The following is a 14,898-nucleotide window of genomic DNA, read 5'->3' as shown; positions in this document are numbered from 1 at the left end:
CCGACGGCGTCTGCCGATATTTCCATAAGCTCTTTCTTCTATCTGGCCAACAGTATCGCTGTTGGCCTTTTGGCGTTGCTGAGTGTTGAACGCTCCTTGTGACAAAGCGTTGTCATCCCGCTTCACCTGCCCTTGCGCGGCTATCTCACTGAAAAGGGAGGTGGTTTCGTGTATTCGATTTTGTTATTGGAAATATTTTCCATAAAATATTGACAGCTTGCTGTGAGCGGCCTAGTTTTGGATACAAGAATAATGATCACGTCACCGAGGAGGTATCGTCGTGGCCAGAATGACCGCAGCAGAAGCCGCCGTTCACGTCCTGAAGAAAGAGGGCATCGATGTCGCCTTCGGCGTGCCTGGCGCCGCCATCAATCCCTTCTATGCCGCTATGCGCAAAGTCGGCGGTGTCGATCACGTGCTGGCGCGCCACGTCGAGGGCGCTTCACACATGGCCGAAGGGTATACACGCACCAAGGCTGGCAATATCGGAGTATGCATCGGCACTTCCGGCCCCGCCGGAACCGATATGATCACCGGGCTCTATTCTGCCTCCGGCGATTCCATCCCGATCCTGTGCATCACCGGTCAGGCGCCGCGTGCGCGCCTGCACAAGGAAGACTTCCAGGCGGTGGATATCCAGGCCATCGCTGGCCCGGTCACCAAGTGGGCCGTCACCGTGCTGGAGCCGGCCCAGGTGCCGCGTGCCTTCCAGCAGGCTTTCCACCTGATGCGCTCGAGCCGCCCCGGGCCGGTATTGATCGACTTGCCGCTCGACGTGCAGCTCAGTGAAATCGAGTTCGATCCGGACACCTACGAGCCGCTGCCGGCCTACAAGCCAGCGGCAAGTCGAGCGCAAATCGAGAAAGCGCTGGACATGCTCAATGCCGCCGACAAGCCATTGATCGTCGCCGGTGGAGGGATCATCAATGCCGATGCCAGCGAGTTGCTGACCGAATTCGCCGAGATCACTGGCGTGCCGGTCATCCCCACTTTAATGGGTTGGGGCACCATCCCCGACGATCATCCGCTGATGGCCGGTATGGTCGGTTTGCAGACCTCGCATCGTTACGGCAACGCGACGATGCTGGCCTCGGACTTCGTGCTGGGTATCGGTAATCGCTGGGCCAACCGTCATACCGGCTCGGTGGAGACCTATACCAAGGGCCGCAAGTTCGTTCATGTCGATATCGAGCCGACCCAGATCGGGCGCGTGTTCGGCCCCGACTACGGCATCGTTTCCGATGCCGGGGCGGCACTGTCGTTGTTCGTCGAGGTGGCCAAGGCGTGGAAAGCCGATGGGCGGCTCAAGGATCGCAGTGCCTGGGTCGAGGAATGCAGAGAACGCAAGCGCACCCTGCTGCGCAAGACCCACTTCGACAACAAGCCGGTCAAGCCGCAGCGTGTTTACGAGGAGATGAACAAGGCGTTCGGCAGAAATACCCGCTACGTCAGCACCATTGGCTTGTCGCAGATCGCCGGCGCACAGTTCCTGCACGTCTACCATCCACGCCACTGGATCAACTGTGGCCAGGCGGGGCCTCTTGGTTGGACGATTCCGGCGGCGTTGGGGGTACGCAAGGCCGACCCGGATGCCGAGATTGTGGCGCTGTCCGGTGACTACGACTTCCAGTTCATGGTCGAGGAATTGGCCGCCGGCGCTCAGTTCAAGCTGCCATACTTACATGTACTGGTGAACAACTCTTACTTGGGGCTGATTCGCCAGGCCCAACGCGGTTTTGATATGGACTACTGCGTGCAGCTCTCATTCGAGAACATCAACTGCCCGGAAATCAATGAGTACGGTGTCGACCATGTCTCGGTAGTGGAAGGGCTGGGTTGCAAGGCGTTGCGTGTCACGCGGCCTGAGGACATCGCGGCTGCTTTCGGTGAAGCACGCGAGTTGATGCGCGAGCACCAGGTGCCAGTAGTGGTCGAGATCATTCTCGAGCGTGTCACCAATATCTCGATGGGCACCGACCTCGACGGCGTCAACGAGTTCGAGGAACTGGCCGAGAACGTTACCGATGCACCGACCTCGATTGCGTCGTTGACCTGACAAAAGGCCACATGAGCAAAAGACAAGCAACACGACAAGGAGCGGACCATGCCTAAATTTGCCGCCAATCTCAGCATGCTGTTCACCGAAGAGGCGTTTCTCGACCGCTTCCAGGCCGCTGCGGAGGCTAGCTTCACCGGTGTCGAATACCTCTTTCCTTACGACTATCGGCCGGAAGAGCTCAAGGATCGACTTGACGCTCATGGTCTGACACAAGTGCTGCACAACCTGCCGGCTGGTGATTGGGGGGCTGGAGAGCGTGGCATTGCCTGTCACCCGGGGCGGGTCAGCGAATTCCGTGAGGGAGTCGATCAGGCTATCGAATATGCCACCGTGCTGGGCTGCAAGCAGGTCAACTGCCTGGCAGGCATCCAGCCGGAGGGCGTCAGCCACGACCAGGCCCGCGAAACCTTGATCGACAACCTGCGTTTCGCTGCCGACAAGCTGTCGCATGAAAACATCCTGCTGCTCGCCGAGCCGATCAATATCCGCGACATTCCCGGCTTCTTTCTCAATCGTACCGAGCAAGCGCTGGCACTATTCGATGCCGTAGGCAGTGACAACCTGAAGCTGCAGTACGACGTTTATCACATGCAGATCATGGAAGGGGATCTGGCCCCGACGATCGAGAAGCATCTGGCGCGCATTGCCCATGTGCAGATCGCCGACAACCCGGGACGTCATGAGCCAGGCACCGGTGAGATCAACTACCCGTTCCTGTTCGCCCATCTCGATCGCCTCGGCTATGACGGTTGGGTCGGTTGCGAATACAAGCCCAAGACCACCACCCGCGAAGGGCTAGGCTGGTTGGATGGCGTGCGCTGACAGGACGTACGGCGCTCGGCAAGCGATGAGCTGTTCCGGCGGCAAGCCTACGCGAGGGCACTGTGACCCCATCCCTGGCAAATGACCCTCGCTTCGCTTTGCCTTGACGCTCATCTCATCGGGTGTTTGGAAATGAACGCTAAGTCAGAAATCACCATGACCATGACAGTTCGAGAAGGAGAGAGATCATGAGCAAGATAGGTTTCATCGGCCTGGGCATCATGGGCCGGCCCATGGCCGGCCATTTGCTGGATGCCGGCCACGAGATCGTCACCGTTGAGCATCGCAAGCCACTGCCCGCCGAGCTGGCCGACAAGGGTGCCAAGGCCGTGGCCAATCCCAAGGCGGTGGCTGAGGCCTCCGAAGTGGTCATCACCATGGTGCCGGACACCCCTGACGTGGAAGAAGTGCTGTTCGGCGAAGGCGGGGTGATCGAGGGTTTGCAGCCCGGCACCCTGGTCATCGACATGAGTTCCATCGCCCCGTTGGCGACCCAGGAATTCGCCAAGCGCATCACCGATGCCGGTGGTGAGTACGTCGATGCTCCGGTATCCGGCGGTGAAGGCGGAGCCATCAATGCCGCCCTGACCATCATGGTCGGTGCCACCGAGCAAGGCTTCGAGCGTGCCAAACCGATTCTCGACGTGATGGGCAAGACCATTACCCATATCGGTGGCCATGGCGATGGCCAGACCTGCAAGGTGGCCAACCAGATCGTCGTTGCCCTGACCATCGAGGCAGTGGCTGAGGGCCTGCTGTTTGCCTCCAAGGCTGGCGCAGACGTGGCCAAGGTGCGTGAATCGCTGCTCGGTGGCCTGGCGCAGTCGAAAATCCTCGACGTACACGGCGAACGCATGATCAAGCGTACCTTCGACCCGGGCTTCCGCATTCGCTTGCACCAGAAGGATCTCAACCTGGCTCTGGAAGGTGCGCGCAGCCTCAATCTGGCACTGCCGGGCACTGCCAACGCCCAGCAGCTGTTCCAGGCCTGTGCCGCGAATGGCGGCGAGGACTGGGATCACGCCGGTATTCTGCGTGCACTGGAGAAGCTTGCCGGTCACGAAGTCGGCTAATAAGCCAGGAGGGGGCGCCAAGCGTCCTCTCCACCAGACTCGCATGAACGAACCCCCTGGAGCCGGTCGGATGTGAAGGCGACCGGCTTCCCCTGAGTCGGCAGGCGTCGGGTCGTCGCCTGCCAACGCCACGGATGAGTCGCTTTAGCCCTTTCCGCGGCAGCGCGAGAGGCTAGTGCCCTTTCCCTGTGGCCTTGTCCCGGTGGCAGGTTCCCCTGTGTGTATCATTTTCTGTCGCCGGTCTTTTGCTCATCGCTCCGTCGCCTGTGGCGCCATTCGTAAAGGAGTTCATCGATGAATGCCCCAGCTCCCTTCGCCCCCTTCGACAGCGAGGCAGCCACTCGCCAGTGGCTGACGCGTCTGGCCCAGACGGTGGTGGCCGCTGTGCATCCCGATACCCTGCTGCCCAACCGCTTGCCCGAGCCGCCGGCCGGGCGCACCGTGGTGGTTGGCGCTGGCAAGGCTGCTGCGGCCATGGCACATGCCTTGGAAACGGCCTGGCAGCGACATTATCCGCAAGCCGAGTTGTCCGGTTTGGTGGTGACCCGCTATGGTCACGGCGAAACCTGTCGACATATCGAGGTGCTTGAAGCGTCGCATCCAATGCCCGATGAGCTTGGTGAGCAAGCTGCCCGGCGCATGCTCGATATCGTACGTGACCTGGGGCCGGACGATCTGGTGATCGCATTGATCTCCGGAGGTGGTTCGGCTCTGATGAGCCTGCCGGCACCCGGCCTGACACTGCATCAGAAACAAGCCCTCAACAAGGCCCTGTTGCGCTGTGGCGCACCGATCCGCGAGATCAATACCGTGCGTCGTCACCTGTCGGCAATCAAGGGTGGGCGTCTGGCGGCCTGCGCGCATCCGGCACAGGTGGTGACCTACTTGATATCCGACGTGCCGGGCGACGATCCCACCCTGATCGCTTCCGGCCCGACTCTGCCCGACGACTCGACTCCGATGGATGCCTTGGCGATTCTCGAGCGCTACGGTATTGATATTCCCGATAGTGTACGCCGGCATCTGATCGCCGATAGCAGCGCACCACGCCGCGATGATCCTGGTTTCGCTCGTGACGAAGCGGCCGTATTGGCGCGAGCCCACGATGCTCTGCAAGCGGCCCGCGAGAGCGCCAAGTGTCGTGGCCTCGAGGTGCGTGTTCTCGGCGATGATCTGGAAGGGGAAGCCCGTGATCTCGGCCGGGCTCAAGCGCGCATGGCACTTGTCGCCCAAGGCGAGATCGAGCGGCCGTTACTAATCCTTTCCGGCGGCGAGACCAGCGTCACCGTGCGAGGCGACGGTCGTGGTGGTCGCAATGTCGAATATCTGCTGGGACTGTTCGAGACGCTCAAGGGGGCCGAGGGCATCTATGCCTTGGCCATCGACACGGATGGTATCGACGGCTCCGAGGACAACGCCGGCGCCTTGATTGGCCCCGAATGCTGGGTACATGCCCGGACGGCGCGACTGTCGCCCGCCGACTACCTGGCGCGCAACGATGCCTACAGCTTCTTCGCTGAACTCGATGACCTGATCGTCACCGGGCCAACACGAACCAACGTCAACGATTTCCGCGCCATTCTGGTGCTGCCGAGGATTTCATGAACGCTGCGACATCCACTCCCATCCGCCGTACCAAGATCGTCGCCACCCTGGGCCCGGCCAGCGACCGCGAGGGAGTGCTCGAGGCCATGATCGAAGCCGGGGTCGACGTGGTGCGCTTGAACTTTTCCCACGGCTCGCCCGACGATCATCGCCGCCGCCTGGCCCGGGTCCGCGAGATCGCCGACCGCCTGGGTAAGAGCGTCGCCGCGCTCGGCGACCTGCAGGGCCCCAAGATCCGCATCGCCCGCTTCCGCGACGGCGCCGTGCGCCTCGAGGAGGGCCAGGCCTTCGTCCTCGACATGGCGCTCGACGGTGAGGCCGGCGATGCGGCACGCGTGGGTTGCGACTACAAGCAGTTGGTCGACGACGTCGTCGCCGGCGACCGCCTGCTGCTCGACGATGGCCGCCTGGTGCTCGAGGTCGAGCGAGTCACCGGCCCCGAGGTCCATACCCACGTGGTGGTGGGCGGCAAGCTGTCCAACAACAAGGGTATCAACAAGCAAGGTGGCGGGCTCTCCGCTGCGGCGCTCACCGACAAGGACAAGGCCGACCTCAAGACCGCCGTCGACATTGGCGTCGATTACCTCGCCGTGTCCTTCCCGCGCTCGGCCGCCGACATGCAGGAAGCCCGTGCCCTGCTCGGTGAAGCCGGCGCCGAGATCGGCCTGGTGGCCAAGGTCGAACGCGCCGAGGCGGTGGCCGACGACGCCACCCTGGACGGCATCATCGAGGCCAGCGAGGCGGTGATGGTGGCACGCGGCGACCTCGGCGTGGAGATCGGCGATGCCCAGCTGATCGGCGTGCAGAAGCGCCTGATCAAGCGCGCCCGCACCCTGAACCGTGCGGTGATCACCGCGACGCAAATGATGGAGTCGATGATCACCGCCCCGCTGCCAACCCGCGCCGAGGTGTTCGATGTCGCCAACGCGGTACTCGACGGCACCGATGCGGTGATGCTCTCCGCCGAGACCGCCGCCGGCGATTACCCGGTGGAAACCATCGAGGCCATGCATCGCCTGTGCCTGGGGGCCGAGCGCGAGCGCATCGCCCAGGAGTCGGGCCACCGCATCCACGAAGGCTTCTCGAAGATCGACGAGACGGTGGCACTGTCGGCAATGTACGCCGCCAACCACCTTGAGGGCGTGGCGGCGATCGCCTGCATGACCGCCACCGGCTACACGCCGCTGATCGCCTCGCGCATCCGCTCGGGGCTGCCGATCGTCGGCCTGGCCCACAGCCCCATCGCCCAACGGCGCATGGCGTTGTACCGCGGCGTGGTGTCGCTATTGTTCGATACGGCCGACATGAATCCGACCGAGCTCAATGTGGCAGCGCTGAAGGTACTGACCGAGCGGGGTATCGCCAAGCCCGGTGATCACGTCATTCTTACTCGAGGTGATCACATGAACGCCCACGGCGGCACCAATACGCTGAAGATTCTCGAGGTGCGTTAGAGGGTCGTTACCGCAAAGGTGGCGTTACCTAAGCTAACTCTCGAGCTGTGAAAGAGGCCGTGATTTGTAAGATATCTCTTACATACTTGTCAGTGATTTGCCACAGACATTCCATATAGCGATTGTTATGCTCATCGCCTTTCAAAAACACTAAATAAGCGTGTTCCATAACAGACACCTTGAGCAGCCATCGGTGCATGCCAGACATAAGGCACTCGATGGAGGGGCACTGATTCAGGGAGTTCATTACGCAGGGAGGCATGCCCCATGGCCAACCACACTGGCCTGCAGTTCACCCTTCAACTCGCCGAACGGGACGATCTCGACCTGGCGGTTACCGAATTCATCCTCGAGGAGGCGCTGTCCGAGCCGTTCGAACTGAAGGTCACCTTCGCCAGCCGCGATGGCGGCCTGACCTCCCGCGATTGGCTGGAGAGCAGTGCCACGCTCACGATATGGCAGCATGGCGAGGTCGTGCGTCACGTCAAGGGCGTCGTGGCCCGCTTCGTGCGGGGTGACACCGGCCACCGCCGTACGGGCTACGATATCGTGATTCGCCCGGCGCTGTGGCGCCTGTCGCTGCGCCACAACTCACGTATCTTCGAGAACGCTCCGCCGTTGGGGGTCATCCAGACCCTCTGTGAAGAACACGGCATTACCGAGGTAGCGTTCGCCGTCAAACGAGAACCCGAGACGCGCGAATACCTGACGCAGTATCGTGAAAGCGATCTGGATTTCGTCAAGCGCCTGGCGGCGGAAGAGGGGATTTTCTTCTACTTCGAAACGGCCGCGAGAGGCGAGCGGCTGGTGTTTGCCGACGATGCCCAACTGCTGCGCCACCTTGGCGCCAAACGCTATCACGCCCGGGCCGGTGGTTCCATTCCCGACGCGCGCTATCTCTATCGCATGCGCCAGGCATCCACGGTGGCCCCGTCCTCGGCCGTGCTCAAGGACTACACCTTCAAGAACCCCGCTTACGCCCAGTTGCACGAGTACCAGGCCGACGGGCTCGACGAGCACGCCCAGCGCAGTGTGTACGAGCATTACGATGCCCCTGGCCGCTACAAGGCCGACGTCTCGGGAAAGCCGTTTACCCGTGTGCGCCTCGAAGCACTGCGCCGCGACGCCTATATCGCCGAAGCCGACAGCAACCTTCCCGACCTGCTACCGGGGCACCGCTTTCTTCTGACGGGTCATGATGTCGACGAGTACAACACCGACTGGCAGGTGGTCGAGGTGACGCACACCGGCACCCAGCCCCAGGCCGTGGAAGAGGACGCCGTAACGGCGGCAGGTCACGACACGACGCGCCTGAGCAACGAACTGATCATGATGCCGGGCGACCGCACCTGGCGGCCCGAGCCTCGGCCCCGGCCGCGTGTCGATGGCCCCCAGGTGGCTCACGTGGTCGGCCCCGAAGGCGAGGAGATCCATGTCGATGAGTACGGCCGCGTGAGGGTGCTGTTCCCGTGGAACCGCGAAGGCACCGCCAGTGCCTGGCTACGTGTCAGCCAGGGCTGGGCGGGGGGCGGCTACGGGATGATGGCGATTCCGCGAATTGGCCATGAGGTGATCGTATCGCATTTGGACGCAGACCCCGACCAACCGATCATCACCGGCCGCACCTACCATGCCGTCAACCTCCCGCCCTACGCGCTGCCCGAGCACAAGACACGCACCATCATCCGCTCGAAATCTCATAAAAGTCAAGGCTTTAATGAAATTCGTCTGGAAGACAAGAACGGTGGGGAGGAAATCTGGATCCACGCCCAGAAGGACCTCAACTTCCTGACCCTGAACGATCGTCGCGAGGAGATCCGCCACGACAGCCACCTCAAGGTCCATCACGATCGCATCGCCGAGGTGGATCATGACGACCATCTGACCGTGCACGGGCAGCAGCACCGCCAAATAGAGGGCGACGATCATGCCCGAATCGGCGGCACGGCTCACCGCCACTATGGCCAGGCACTGCTGGCCGAGGCCGGCGAGGAAGTCCACGTCAAGGCCGGCCACAAGGTCGTCCTCGACGCCGGCGCCGAGCTCACGATCCAGGCTGGCGGCAGCTTTGTCAAGCTCGACCCCAGCGGCGTGACCATCGTCGGTCCCAGTGTCAAGATCAACAGTGGCGGCAGCCCAGGCCGCGGAGCCGGGCAGGCAGCGCAGGCGGCCATGCTACCAGGTCATGTGGCACCGGAAGCGCCCGCGTTGCCCGGCGTTACCGGCCATCGCCTCGAACAGGCAGCAGCGGTCCGCTCGCCGATCATCGAAGCGTGCCAGAAGCCCGCCGATGGTAGCGCCTGTCCACTGGGTGAACGCTGCCCCTGCGGGGAGGGTTAAGGATGCCGACCCTCTACCATGCGCCCGAACTTGCCCCCCTGCTGTCCGGCGACCTCCCTTGCTGGCTAGTGCTCGACCGGTTGCCCGATACGCTGAAACGGCTCTACGAACTCGAGGAGGCTCCCCAGTACGTGCCGCTGTACGCGCGCACCCGCTATGCCGATTGCCTCGCGCAGAGTCCGCTTTTGGTACGGGTCAGCGATGCGCTGCCACCCCTCTGGCAGACCTTCGTCAATGGGCATGGAGAAGCCCCGCTGCGTGGCGTGATCGTTACCAGCCAGGCCTCAACGGCCGAGGTGGTCGCCCACCTGCGCTCACGCCTGGAAACCCGCTTCTATGGCCAGCGCCGGGGCCTGTTGCGCTTCTACGACCCATGGATCGCCGCCCACCTGTTCTCGCATGCCGTCTCGGACAGTGCTTGGCTGGGACCGCTGCAGCGGGTGGTTTGGCACGGCGGTACCTTCGAACAGCGGGCCGAGGTGGGCGCGCAGTGGTACGCCCTGTCCGCGACGGACGCACCCACGTCGCTGGCCGTGCCGGACGACGAGATGCCACTGGGCCTGGCGCCGGCGCAAGAAACCGCCATGGAGCGCTACGCGACCCGCTGGCCGCTGTGGCGGCAACGAGTCGAGCGTCACGGGCTGCGGGAAGACTCGCGGGAGCAAGCCCGCCTCTTCGTCACGGCTTGCGAGGAAGCCGAGCGCCTGGCATTGCCGCGCGAGCAGTGGCCCGACTACCTGACGTGGCGTTTCGAGGCCCCCGAGGCCACATGGCCCGAGGGCATTGTCGACACGCCTGCCGAGAGGCGCCTGGCACGCTTGCAACGGCATATCGAGAGCAAGAAGGCGAGTCTGCCAGCCGATCGATGGAACGAGGACGGTGACACGTCACGGGACAAGGCCGATGACGCTGGTACCGACGTGCTGGCGTTGCTGGGGACATTCGCAGGAGACAAGGAATGAGCGACGAGATACGCCATGGACCGCTGAGCGAGGCCGGCCCCGCTTGTGAGCCCAAGACGCTGTTCGTGCAGGTCATGGGCAAGGCGCACCCCGAAGGGCAGAACATCGTCCTGTTCGATCGCTATCGAGGGGGCTATATCCGCGAACCGGCGAAAGAGGGCCTGGAATCCCTGCCGGCACCAAACAGCGTACTGCACAAATGGCGCTGGGAAGGCACACGGCCGGTCGACATCCATCTGGAGATCGCCAGCGAATCCGGTGAGCCGATTCGCTTGCCATTGTTCGAGAGTCTCTGGGAATCGTCGCGACAGGAGCGCTATCAGGACAATATCGTCCAGCCGGTGATGCCCATGGCGCTCTGGCACGCTGTCGAAGGCAATGAGCGCCACGCCTTGCCACTGCGCTCCGGCTACCTCTACCTGTTCTATCGCGAAGCGTTATGGCGCGAGATCGAAGTCACCGCCAACGCCGATACGGGACAGCTCGAATTTCGCGATATCGACCTCGCGGCCCACCGCGGTGACGACGAGCGTTACCAGGACGACCGCCGGCCGGCGGCCGGGGTCGCCCTGGCGGAAGTATGGCTGCCCCACCGGGAGCGTGAGCGCTATCTCAACGGCACCGTGGAGATCGCGTTCTCCGAAGTGCAATGGTCGGCGGCGCGCCTCAACTACCTGCTGGACGACAGTCGTGCCTGCCGCACGCGCTGTCACACCCTCAACCTCTCCTCGACCAACGACTACGCCTCCCTGGGCAGGTTATATTCGCTCTCCCAGGAGGAACCCCAACGCCTGCGGGTACCCTTCGTCGAACAGCAAGTGGCGCGCCCGGAGCGGGTCACCCGGGACCTGGCCGGTGAGTACCTGCCGCAACTCGCCGATCAGGCTTGGAACGAAGGCCACGCGTTCGGCGATGCCCAACGCGCCGTGCAATATGCGCAGGAAGCCCGCGATCCCGACTCGCTGCTGTACCTCAACGCCAAGGCACGTATCGATGCCCTCACCGCGCTGAGCGCCCACGACGCCGGTGAGCCCTCCCCGGACGACACCCTGTGGCAAGGCGAGAGCGGCAAGGATTGCCTGACCGATGCCAGCTCGCGCGGTATCCCGGGGGTGCTGATCGCCGACCCGCTGTTCGCGCTGCGCCAGGCCCTGAGCGGTTGCCGGGCCAGCTTGCAATATCTGCAAGCCATCCCAGGCCTGGCCGCGCAGGACGACTTCTACGAGTGCGCGGCCCTGGTCAACCAGACGATCCTGCCTCGCCAGCACCGCGGCGGCGGCGCCAACGACCTGCACCGCTTCGCCGAGTGTGCCGACCTCAGCGACACCGGCGAACTGCAGCGACTCCTGCGCAGTGCACAACGCGAGGTGGGGCGCGCGCAACTCGCCGCCTACCAATCGCGCCTGCACCGGTTATTGCTTTCACGCGAGACGACCGCGCTGCTGGCCGATCTGTTCTCGCTGGAGGGGCACGACTATGTCGGCGCCTATGCCCTGATGGCCGATCTGCTCGAGGCCCTGCGCGTGGCTCCTGAGCAGGCCGACGCCCTGTATCCCGAGCCGCTGACGACACCTTCCCCCGAGCAACGCTTTCTGGTCGACGTGCTCAAGGAAGGCAGCGGCTACACGCTGCATGCCCTGCTGTTCCCCAGCGATGACGTCTCATCGCTGGCTGCCCCCCTGAGCTTGCCCGAGGAAGAACACAACCCCGGCGACGGCCGCGTACGCCTCAAGGCCCTGGCCGGGCAGGCCGAGTTGGAGGTACCGGGCGCCACCGACGACATACAGTTGCTGGAGACCGCGTTGCTTGCCGGCTTGGCCAACGACTCGGCATTTCCCTGGAGCGGCGAGCTCAAGCGCTGGGCCAATGCCGTGGACCTGATCATGGGGCGCTTCGCCGAGTATGGCATGGCGCTGTCCGAGCAGATGGCGACCGCCGCGCTGGCGGTACCGGCCCAGCGTCTGGCCCGGGTCGGCCTGGCCGAACTCCTGGGCGATGTCACGGCCAGGCAACGGGCGGGAGTTCCCGCGAACGCGGTGATCCTGGGCGTGCAGGACTCGGCAGGCGGCATCGTCAACGGCCTGAGTGAGACCGAGCGCCTGACGCCGGCTCGCGCCATGGGCCTGGCGGGAGCGGCCAACGCGATCGGCGATCAGAACCTGACCGTGCTGGTGGCCGAGCCCGACGCCAAGGCGGCGCAGTTATCGCGACGGGTGAGGCAACACGCCGAGCGCGCCCGGGACCTGGGGCGGGCGACCGAGGCGATCCGCTTGCCGTATGTGCTGGTGGTGTTTGAGTTTTTTAATCTTCGACAGGAGTTAAGTAGCTACGAGCTTAACCAAACTACAAGAGGTGCTTTCGGGGCTGGTAGTGCCGCCCTCGACTTGACTATCGCGTCTTTTAAAGTATTGGAATTCTATGGTGAACGCCATAATCGGCTCAATGCACTGCGCACCAGAGGCATCAGCCGCGAGTTCCCGCTGGGCGAGGCCCTCAGGCGCTCGCAGTCGACAGTGCTTTCTGCTCTCGGAGGGCAGTTGAGGGGCGTCATCAGCGTGGTCAATTTCGTCGGTGTGGCGGCCGGTCTGCTGACCTCGGCCCTGCTGGCGGTGGATGCCTGGCAACGTTTCCAGCATGGCAATCTGGGCGCGGGTATCGCGCTCAGCGTGGCAGCGGCAAGTACCGCCGTGGTGGCCGGTACGGCGCTGTTCAAGACCAGCCCGCTGTGGCTGGGCCTGGGCCCAGTGGGCTGGATCGCCCTGGGGCTGTCGGTGGCGGCGGTGCTGGCCTCGCTATGGCTGATGGACAACGAACTGGAAGAGTGGCTGCGCCTGGGCCCCTTTGGCACCAACGAGCGCTATGCGTGGCGGCGCGATCCGGCGGCCGCCTTCGACCGCCTGGTCAGCCTGTTTGCCGGTATCCGCATCCGTATCGATGCCATCGGCTTGGCTACACCCGAATCGGTGGCCGCCGACTCGGCGCGGCGTCCGGCAATCGGCGTGCTGAGCACGGTCCCGCCGGTGCGATATGTCGAATCTCTTGCCGCCGAGAACGCCTTGTGTAATGTGCCGGGGCCCCTTGCCAACACCCGGGTGGTGGTCAAGAGCAATATCCCCGGCCTGGCCGAGGGCTGGGAACAGGTGGCGAAGATGCGCTTCCAGATCGTCACCGAACGCAAGTACGAGTACCGCAAGGATGGCTACTCTCAATGGATGGAGGAGCGCCGCCGCTGGAGCGATCCGGTTCCGCCGCTGTTCGAGCGCAGCACCACCGATGGCCGCGAGTACTATCTGTGGCTTCCACCGCCCGAGGTAACGCCCGGGAATTGGTGGCGTGCCGAGCGCCGGACGCGATGCGAGCTTGCCGTGCGCGTGCAGTGGCGCCAACCGCATAGCGCTTCCGACGCGCTGCCGCGCCTGCTGCCGGCGCCGGGCCCCACCGAAACGCCGAGCGTGGCCGAGTCACTGCAACCCGATTTCGAGCGTACCGATCAGCCCTACTGGGCCGATGAAACCACTCATCGAGACGATAGGGAGTCCCATGGCTGAGCAGCCGATCACTTACACCGCCGAGGCCTATACCGCCGAACGGGCACTGGGAACGCGCTCCCAGCAATGCCAGCACTCGCGGCGCTTCCGGTTGGCGGCCGCCAGCGGCCAGCGGCTGCCGCATCGCCAGCCCACCGTGGATATGGCGCCGATGTCGCGGGGCATCCGCCTGGTGCCACCCCAGGAACTGCGTGAGATCGAGAGCCAGTCGTATTATCGCGTCCGTCCGGAAGACCGTCCCACGCACCCGCTGCGGATGGACGAGGAGTGCCTGCGTTATACCAGCCAGACCAAGCGGAACTTCTTTTTTGGTGTTATTCGTGGCTTGGGAACAATAGGAGCTCTGTTAGTAACTCCTGTTTTTTTCTTAACCGCAATTATGCTGGCAGTGATAGATACTAATAATGCACGACTTGGAAGTTTTCTATCCAACTTTATTTCTTCCTTTAGGTGGGAAATGGTTCTAAGCGTGCTAGCTATAAGTGTAGTGTGTTGGGGGGGGGCAACCTTAATCTATCGTCTCTTTCCCAATTGGGCCGCGGGTTATCAACCGGGCCCCATGTGGGAGCTGAACCGTCGCACCGGCAAGGTGATCGTGTTCGCCAATCCCGCCAAACGCCGTACTGCCTGGCAGGTGGCCCACGAACTGCCCTTCGACGAGTTCGACTGCTACCTGCAGTCGACGCCCAGCCCTCAAGGCCTACCACAGTTCAATCTCAGCCTGGTGCACTACCGCGAGGAGGCCCATGTGGCGCTGGTGGGCATGTTCGGTGCCACCAGCAGCCATGTCGAGCAGCGCGCCGCCTGGGATATGGTTCAGCGCTATATGGACACCTCCCAGCCATTGCCGGAGATTCCGGTGTTCGAGATCTACCGCCCACTCGACCCGGCCACCATCGCGCATGATCGGCGTACGGGGCGTAATCCACGTTTCTGGCGGGACATGGACGATGCCACCTACGAGCGGCACGTCAGCGAACACCAGGACAAGCTGAATGCCTTCTATCGGGGATGAGCCGCCGATTACCTACGGTT

9 protein-coding genes are annotated in these 14,898 nt (G+C 63.4%); all 9 read left to right on the top strand.

What is annotated here, in order from left to right; genetic code table 11:
* Positions 1–280 precede the first annotated feature (280 nt).
* The 9 genes from gcl (at position 281) to L861_RS18730 (ending at position 14,878) form a co-directional block, all read left to right on the top strand.
* Positions 281–2,056 (top strand): glyoxylate carboligase, encoded by a 1,776-nt coding sequence (gene gcl, locus L861_RS18775; protein WP_021029231.1) that lies wholly within the window; start codon positions 281–283, stop codon positions 2,054–2,056.
* A gap of 48 nt (positions 2,057–2,104) precedes the next feature.
* Positions 2,105–2,881, top strand: coding sequence for a hydroxypyruvate isomerase (gene hyi, locus L861_RS18770; protein WP_016418229.1), 777 nt, complete (start codon positions 2,105–2,107; stop codon positions 2,879–2,881).
* A gap of 188 nt (positions 2,882–3,069) precedes the next feature.
* Positions 3,070–3,954 carry a 2-hydroxy-3-oxopropionate reductase gene (locus L861_RS18765; protein ID WP_016418228.1) on the top strand — a complete coding sequence of 295 codons (885 nt, stop codon included), beginning with the start codon at positions 3,070–3,072 and terminating at the stop codon, positions 3,952–3,954.
* A gap of 294 nt (positions 3,955–4,248) precedes the next feature.
* Positions 4,249–5,559: a glycerate kinase type-2 family protein gene (locus L861_RS18760; protein WP_016418227.1), complete on the top strand. Its 1,311-nt coding sequence runs from the start codon at positions 4,249–4,251 to the stop codon at positions 5,557–5,559.
* Complete coding sequence (gene pyk, locus L861_RS18755) at positions 5,556–7,013, top strand: pyruvate kinase (RefSeq protein ID WP_016418226.1); 1,458 nt, start codon at positions 5,556–5,558, stop codon at positions 7,011–7,013. Before L861_RS18760 ends, pyk begins: the two co-directional genes overlap by 4 nt.
* Positions 7,014–7,280: 267 nt before the next feature.
* On the top strand, positions 7,281–9,353 hold the full coding sequence (locus tag L861_RS18745) for a type VI secretion system Vgr family protein (protein ID WP_016418224.1): 2,073 nt from the start codon (positions 7,281–7,283) through the stop codon (positions 9,351–9,353).
* A 2-nt stretch (positions 9,354–9,355) separates the two neighbouring features.
* Positions 9,356–10,315 carry a DUF4123 domain-containing protein gene (locus L861_RS18740; RefSeq protein WP_016418223.1) on the top strand — a complete coding sequence of 320 codons (960 nt, stop codon included), beginning with the start codon at positions 9,356–9,358 and terminating at the stop codon, positions 10,313–10,315.
* Positions 10,312–13,863: a toxin VasX gene (locus L861_RS18735; RefSeq protein WP_016418222.1), complete on the top strand. Its 3,552-nt coding sequence runs from the start codon at positions 10,312–10,314 to the stop codon at positions 13,861–13,863. The genes L861_RS18740 and L861_RS18735 overlap by 4 nt, the downstream gene beginning before the upstream one ends.
* On the top strand, positions 13,856–14,878 hold the full coding sequence (locus tag L861_RS18730; protein WP_016418221.1) for a YhjD/YihY/BrkB family envelope integrity protein: 1,023 nt from the start codon (positions 13,856–13,858) through the stop codon (positions 14,876–14,878). Before L861_RS18735 ends, L861_RS18730 begins: the two co-directional genes overlap by 8 nt.
* Positions 14,879–14,898 lie beyond the last annotated feature (20 nt).

The organism is Litchfieldella anticariensis FP35 = DSM 16096, assembly GCF_000409775.1.
GTDB classification, from domain to species: domain Bacteria; phylum Pseudomonadota; class Gammaproteobacteria; order Pseudomonadales; family Halomonadaceae; genus Litchfieldella; species Litchfieldella anticariensis.
The sequence above is the reverse complement of the archived record's forward strand: the minus strand, read 5'-3'. Positions and strand labels throughout refer to the sequence as shown.

What these genes read in the sequence shown, in the direction of transcription:
- hyi (WP_016418229.1), top strand. Translation starts at nt 2,105, where the DNA reads ATGCCTAAATTTGCCGCCAATCTCAGCATGCTGTTCACCGAAGAGGCG.
- L861_RS18765 (WP_016418228.1), top strand. Translation starts at nt 3,070, where the DNA reads ATGAGCAAGATAGGTTTCATCGGCCTGGGCATCATGGGCCGGCCCATG.
- L861_RS18760 (WP_016418227.1), top strand. Translation starts at nt 4,249, where the DNA reads ATGAATGCCCCAGCTCCCTTCGCCCCCTTCGACAGCGAGGCAGCCACT.
- pyk (WP_016418226.1), top strand. Translation starts at nt 5,556, where the DNA reads ATGAACGCTGCGACATCCACTCCCATCCGCCGTACCAAGATCGTCGCC.
- L861_RS18745 (WP_016418224.1), top strand. Translation starts at nt 7,281, where the DNA reads ATGGCCAACCACACTGGCCTGCAGTTCACCCTTCAACTCGCCGAACGG.
- L861_RS18740 (WP_016418223.1), top strand. Translation starts at nt 9,356, where the DNA reads ATGCCGACCCTCTACCATGCGCCCGAACTTGCCCCCCTGCTGTCCGGC.
- L861_RS18735 (WP_016418222.1), top strand. Translation starts at nt 10,312, where the DNA reads ATGAGCGACGAGATACGCCATGGACCGCTGAGCGAGGCCGGCCCCGCT.
- L861_RS18730 (WP_016418221.1), top strand. Translation starts at nt 13,856, where the DNA reads ATGGCTGAGCAGCCGATCACTTACACCGCCGAGGCCTATACCGCCGAA.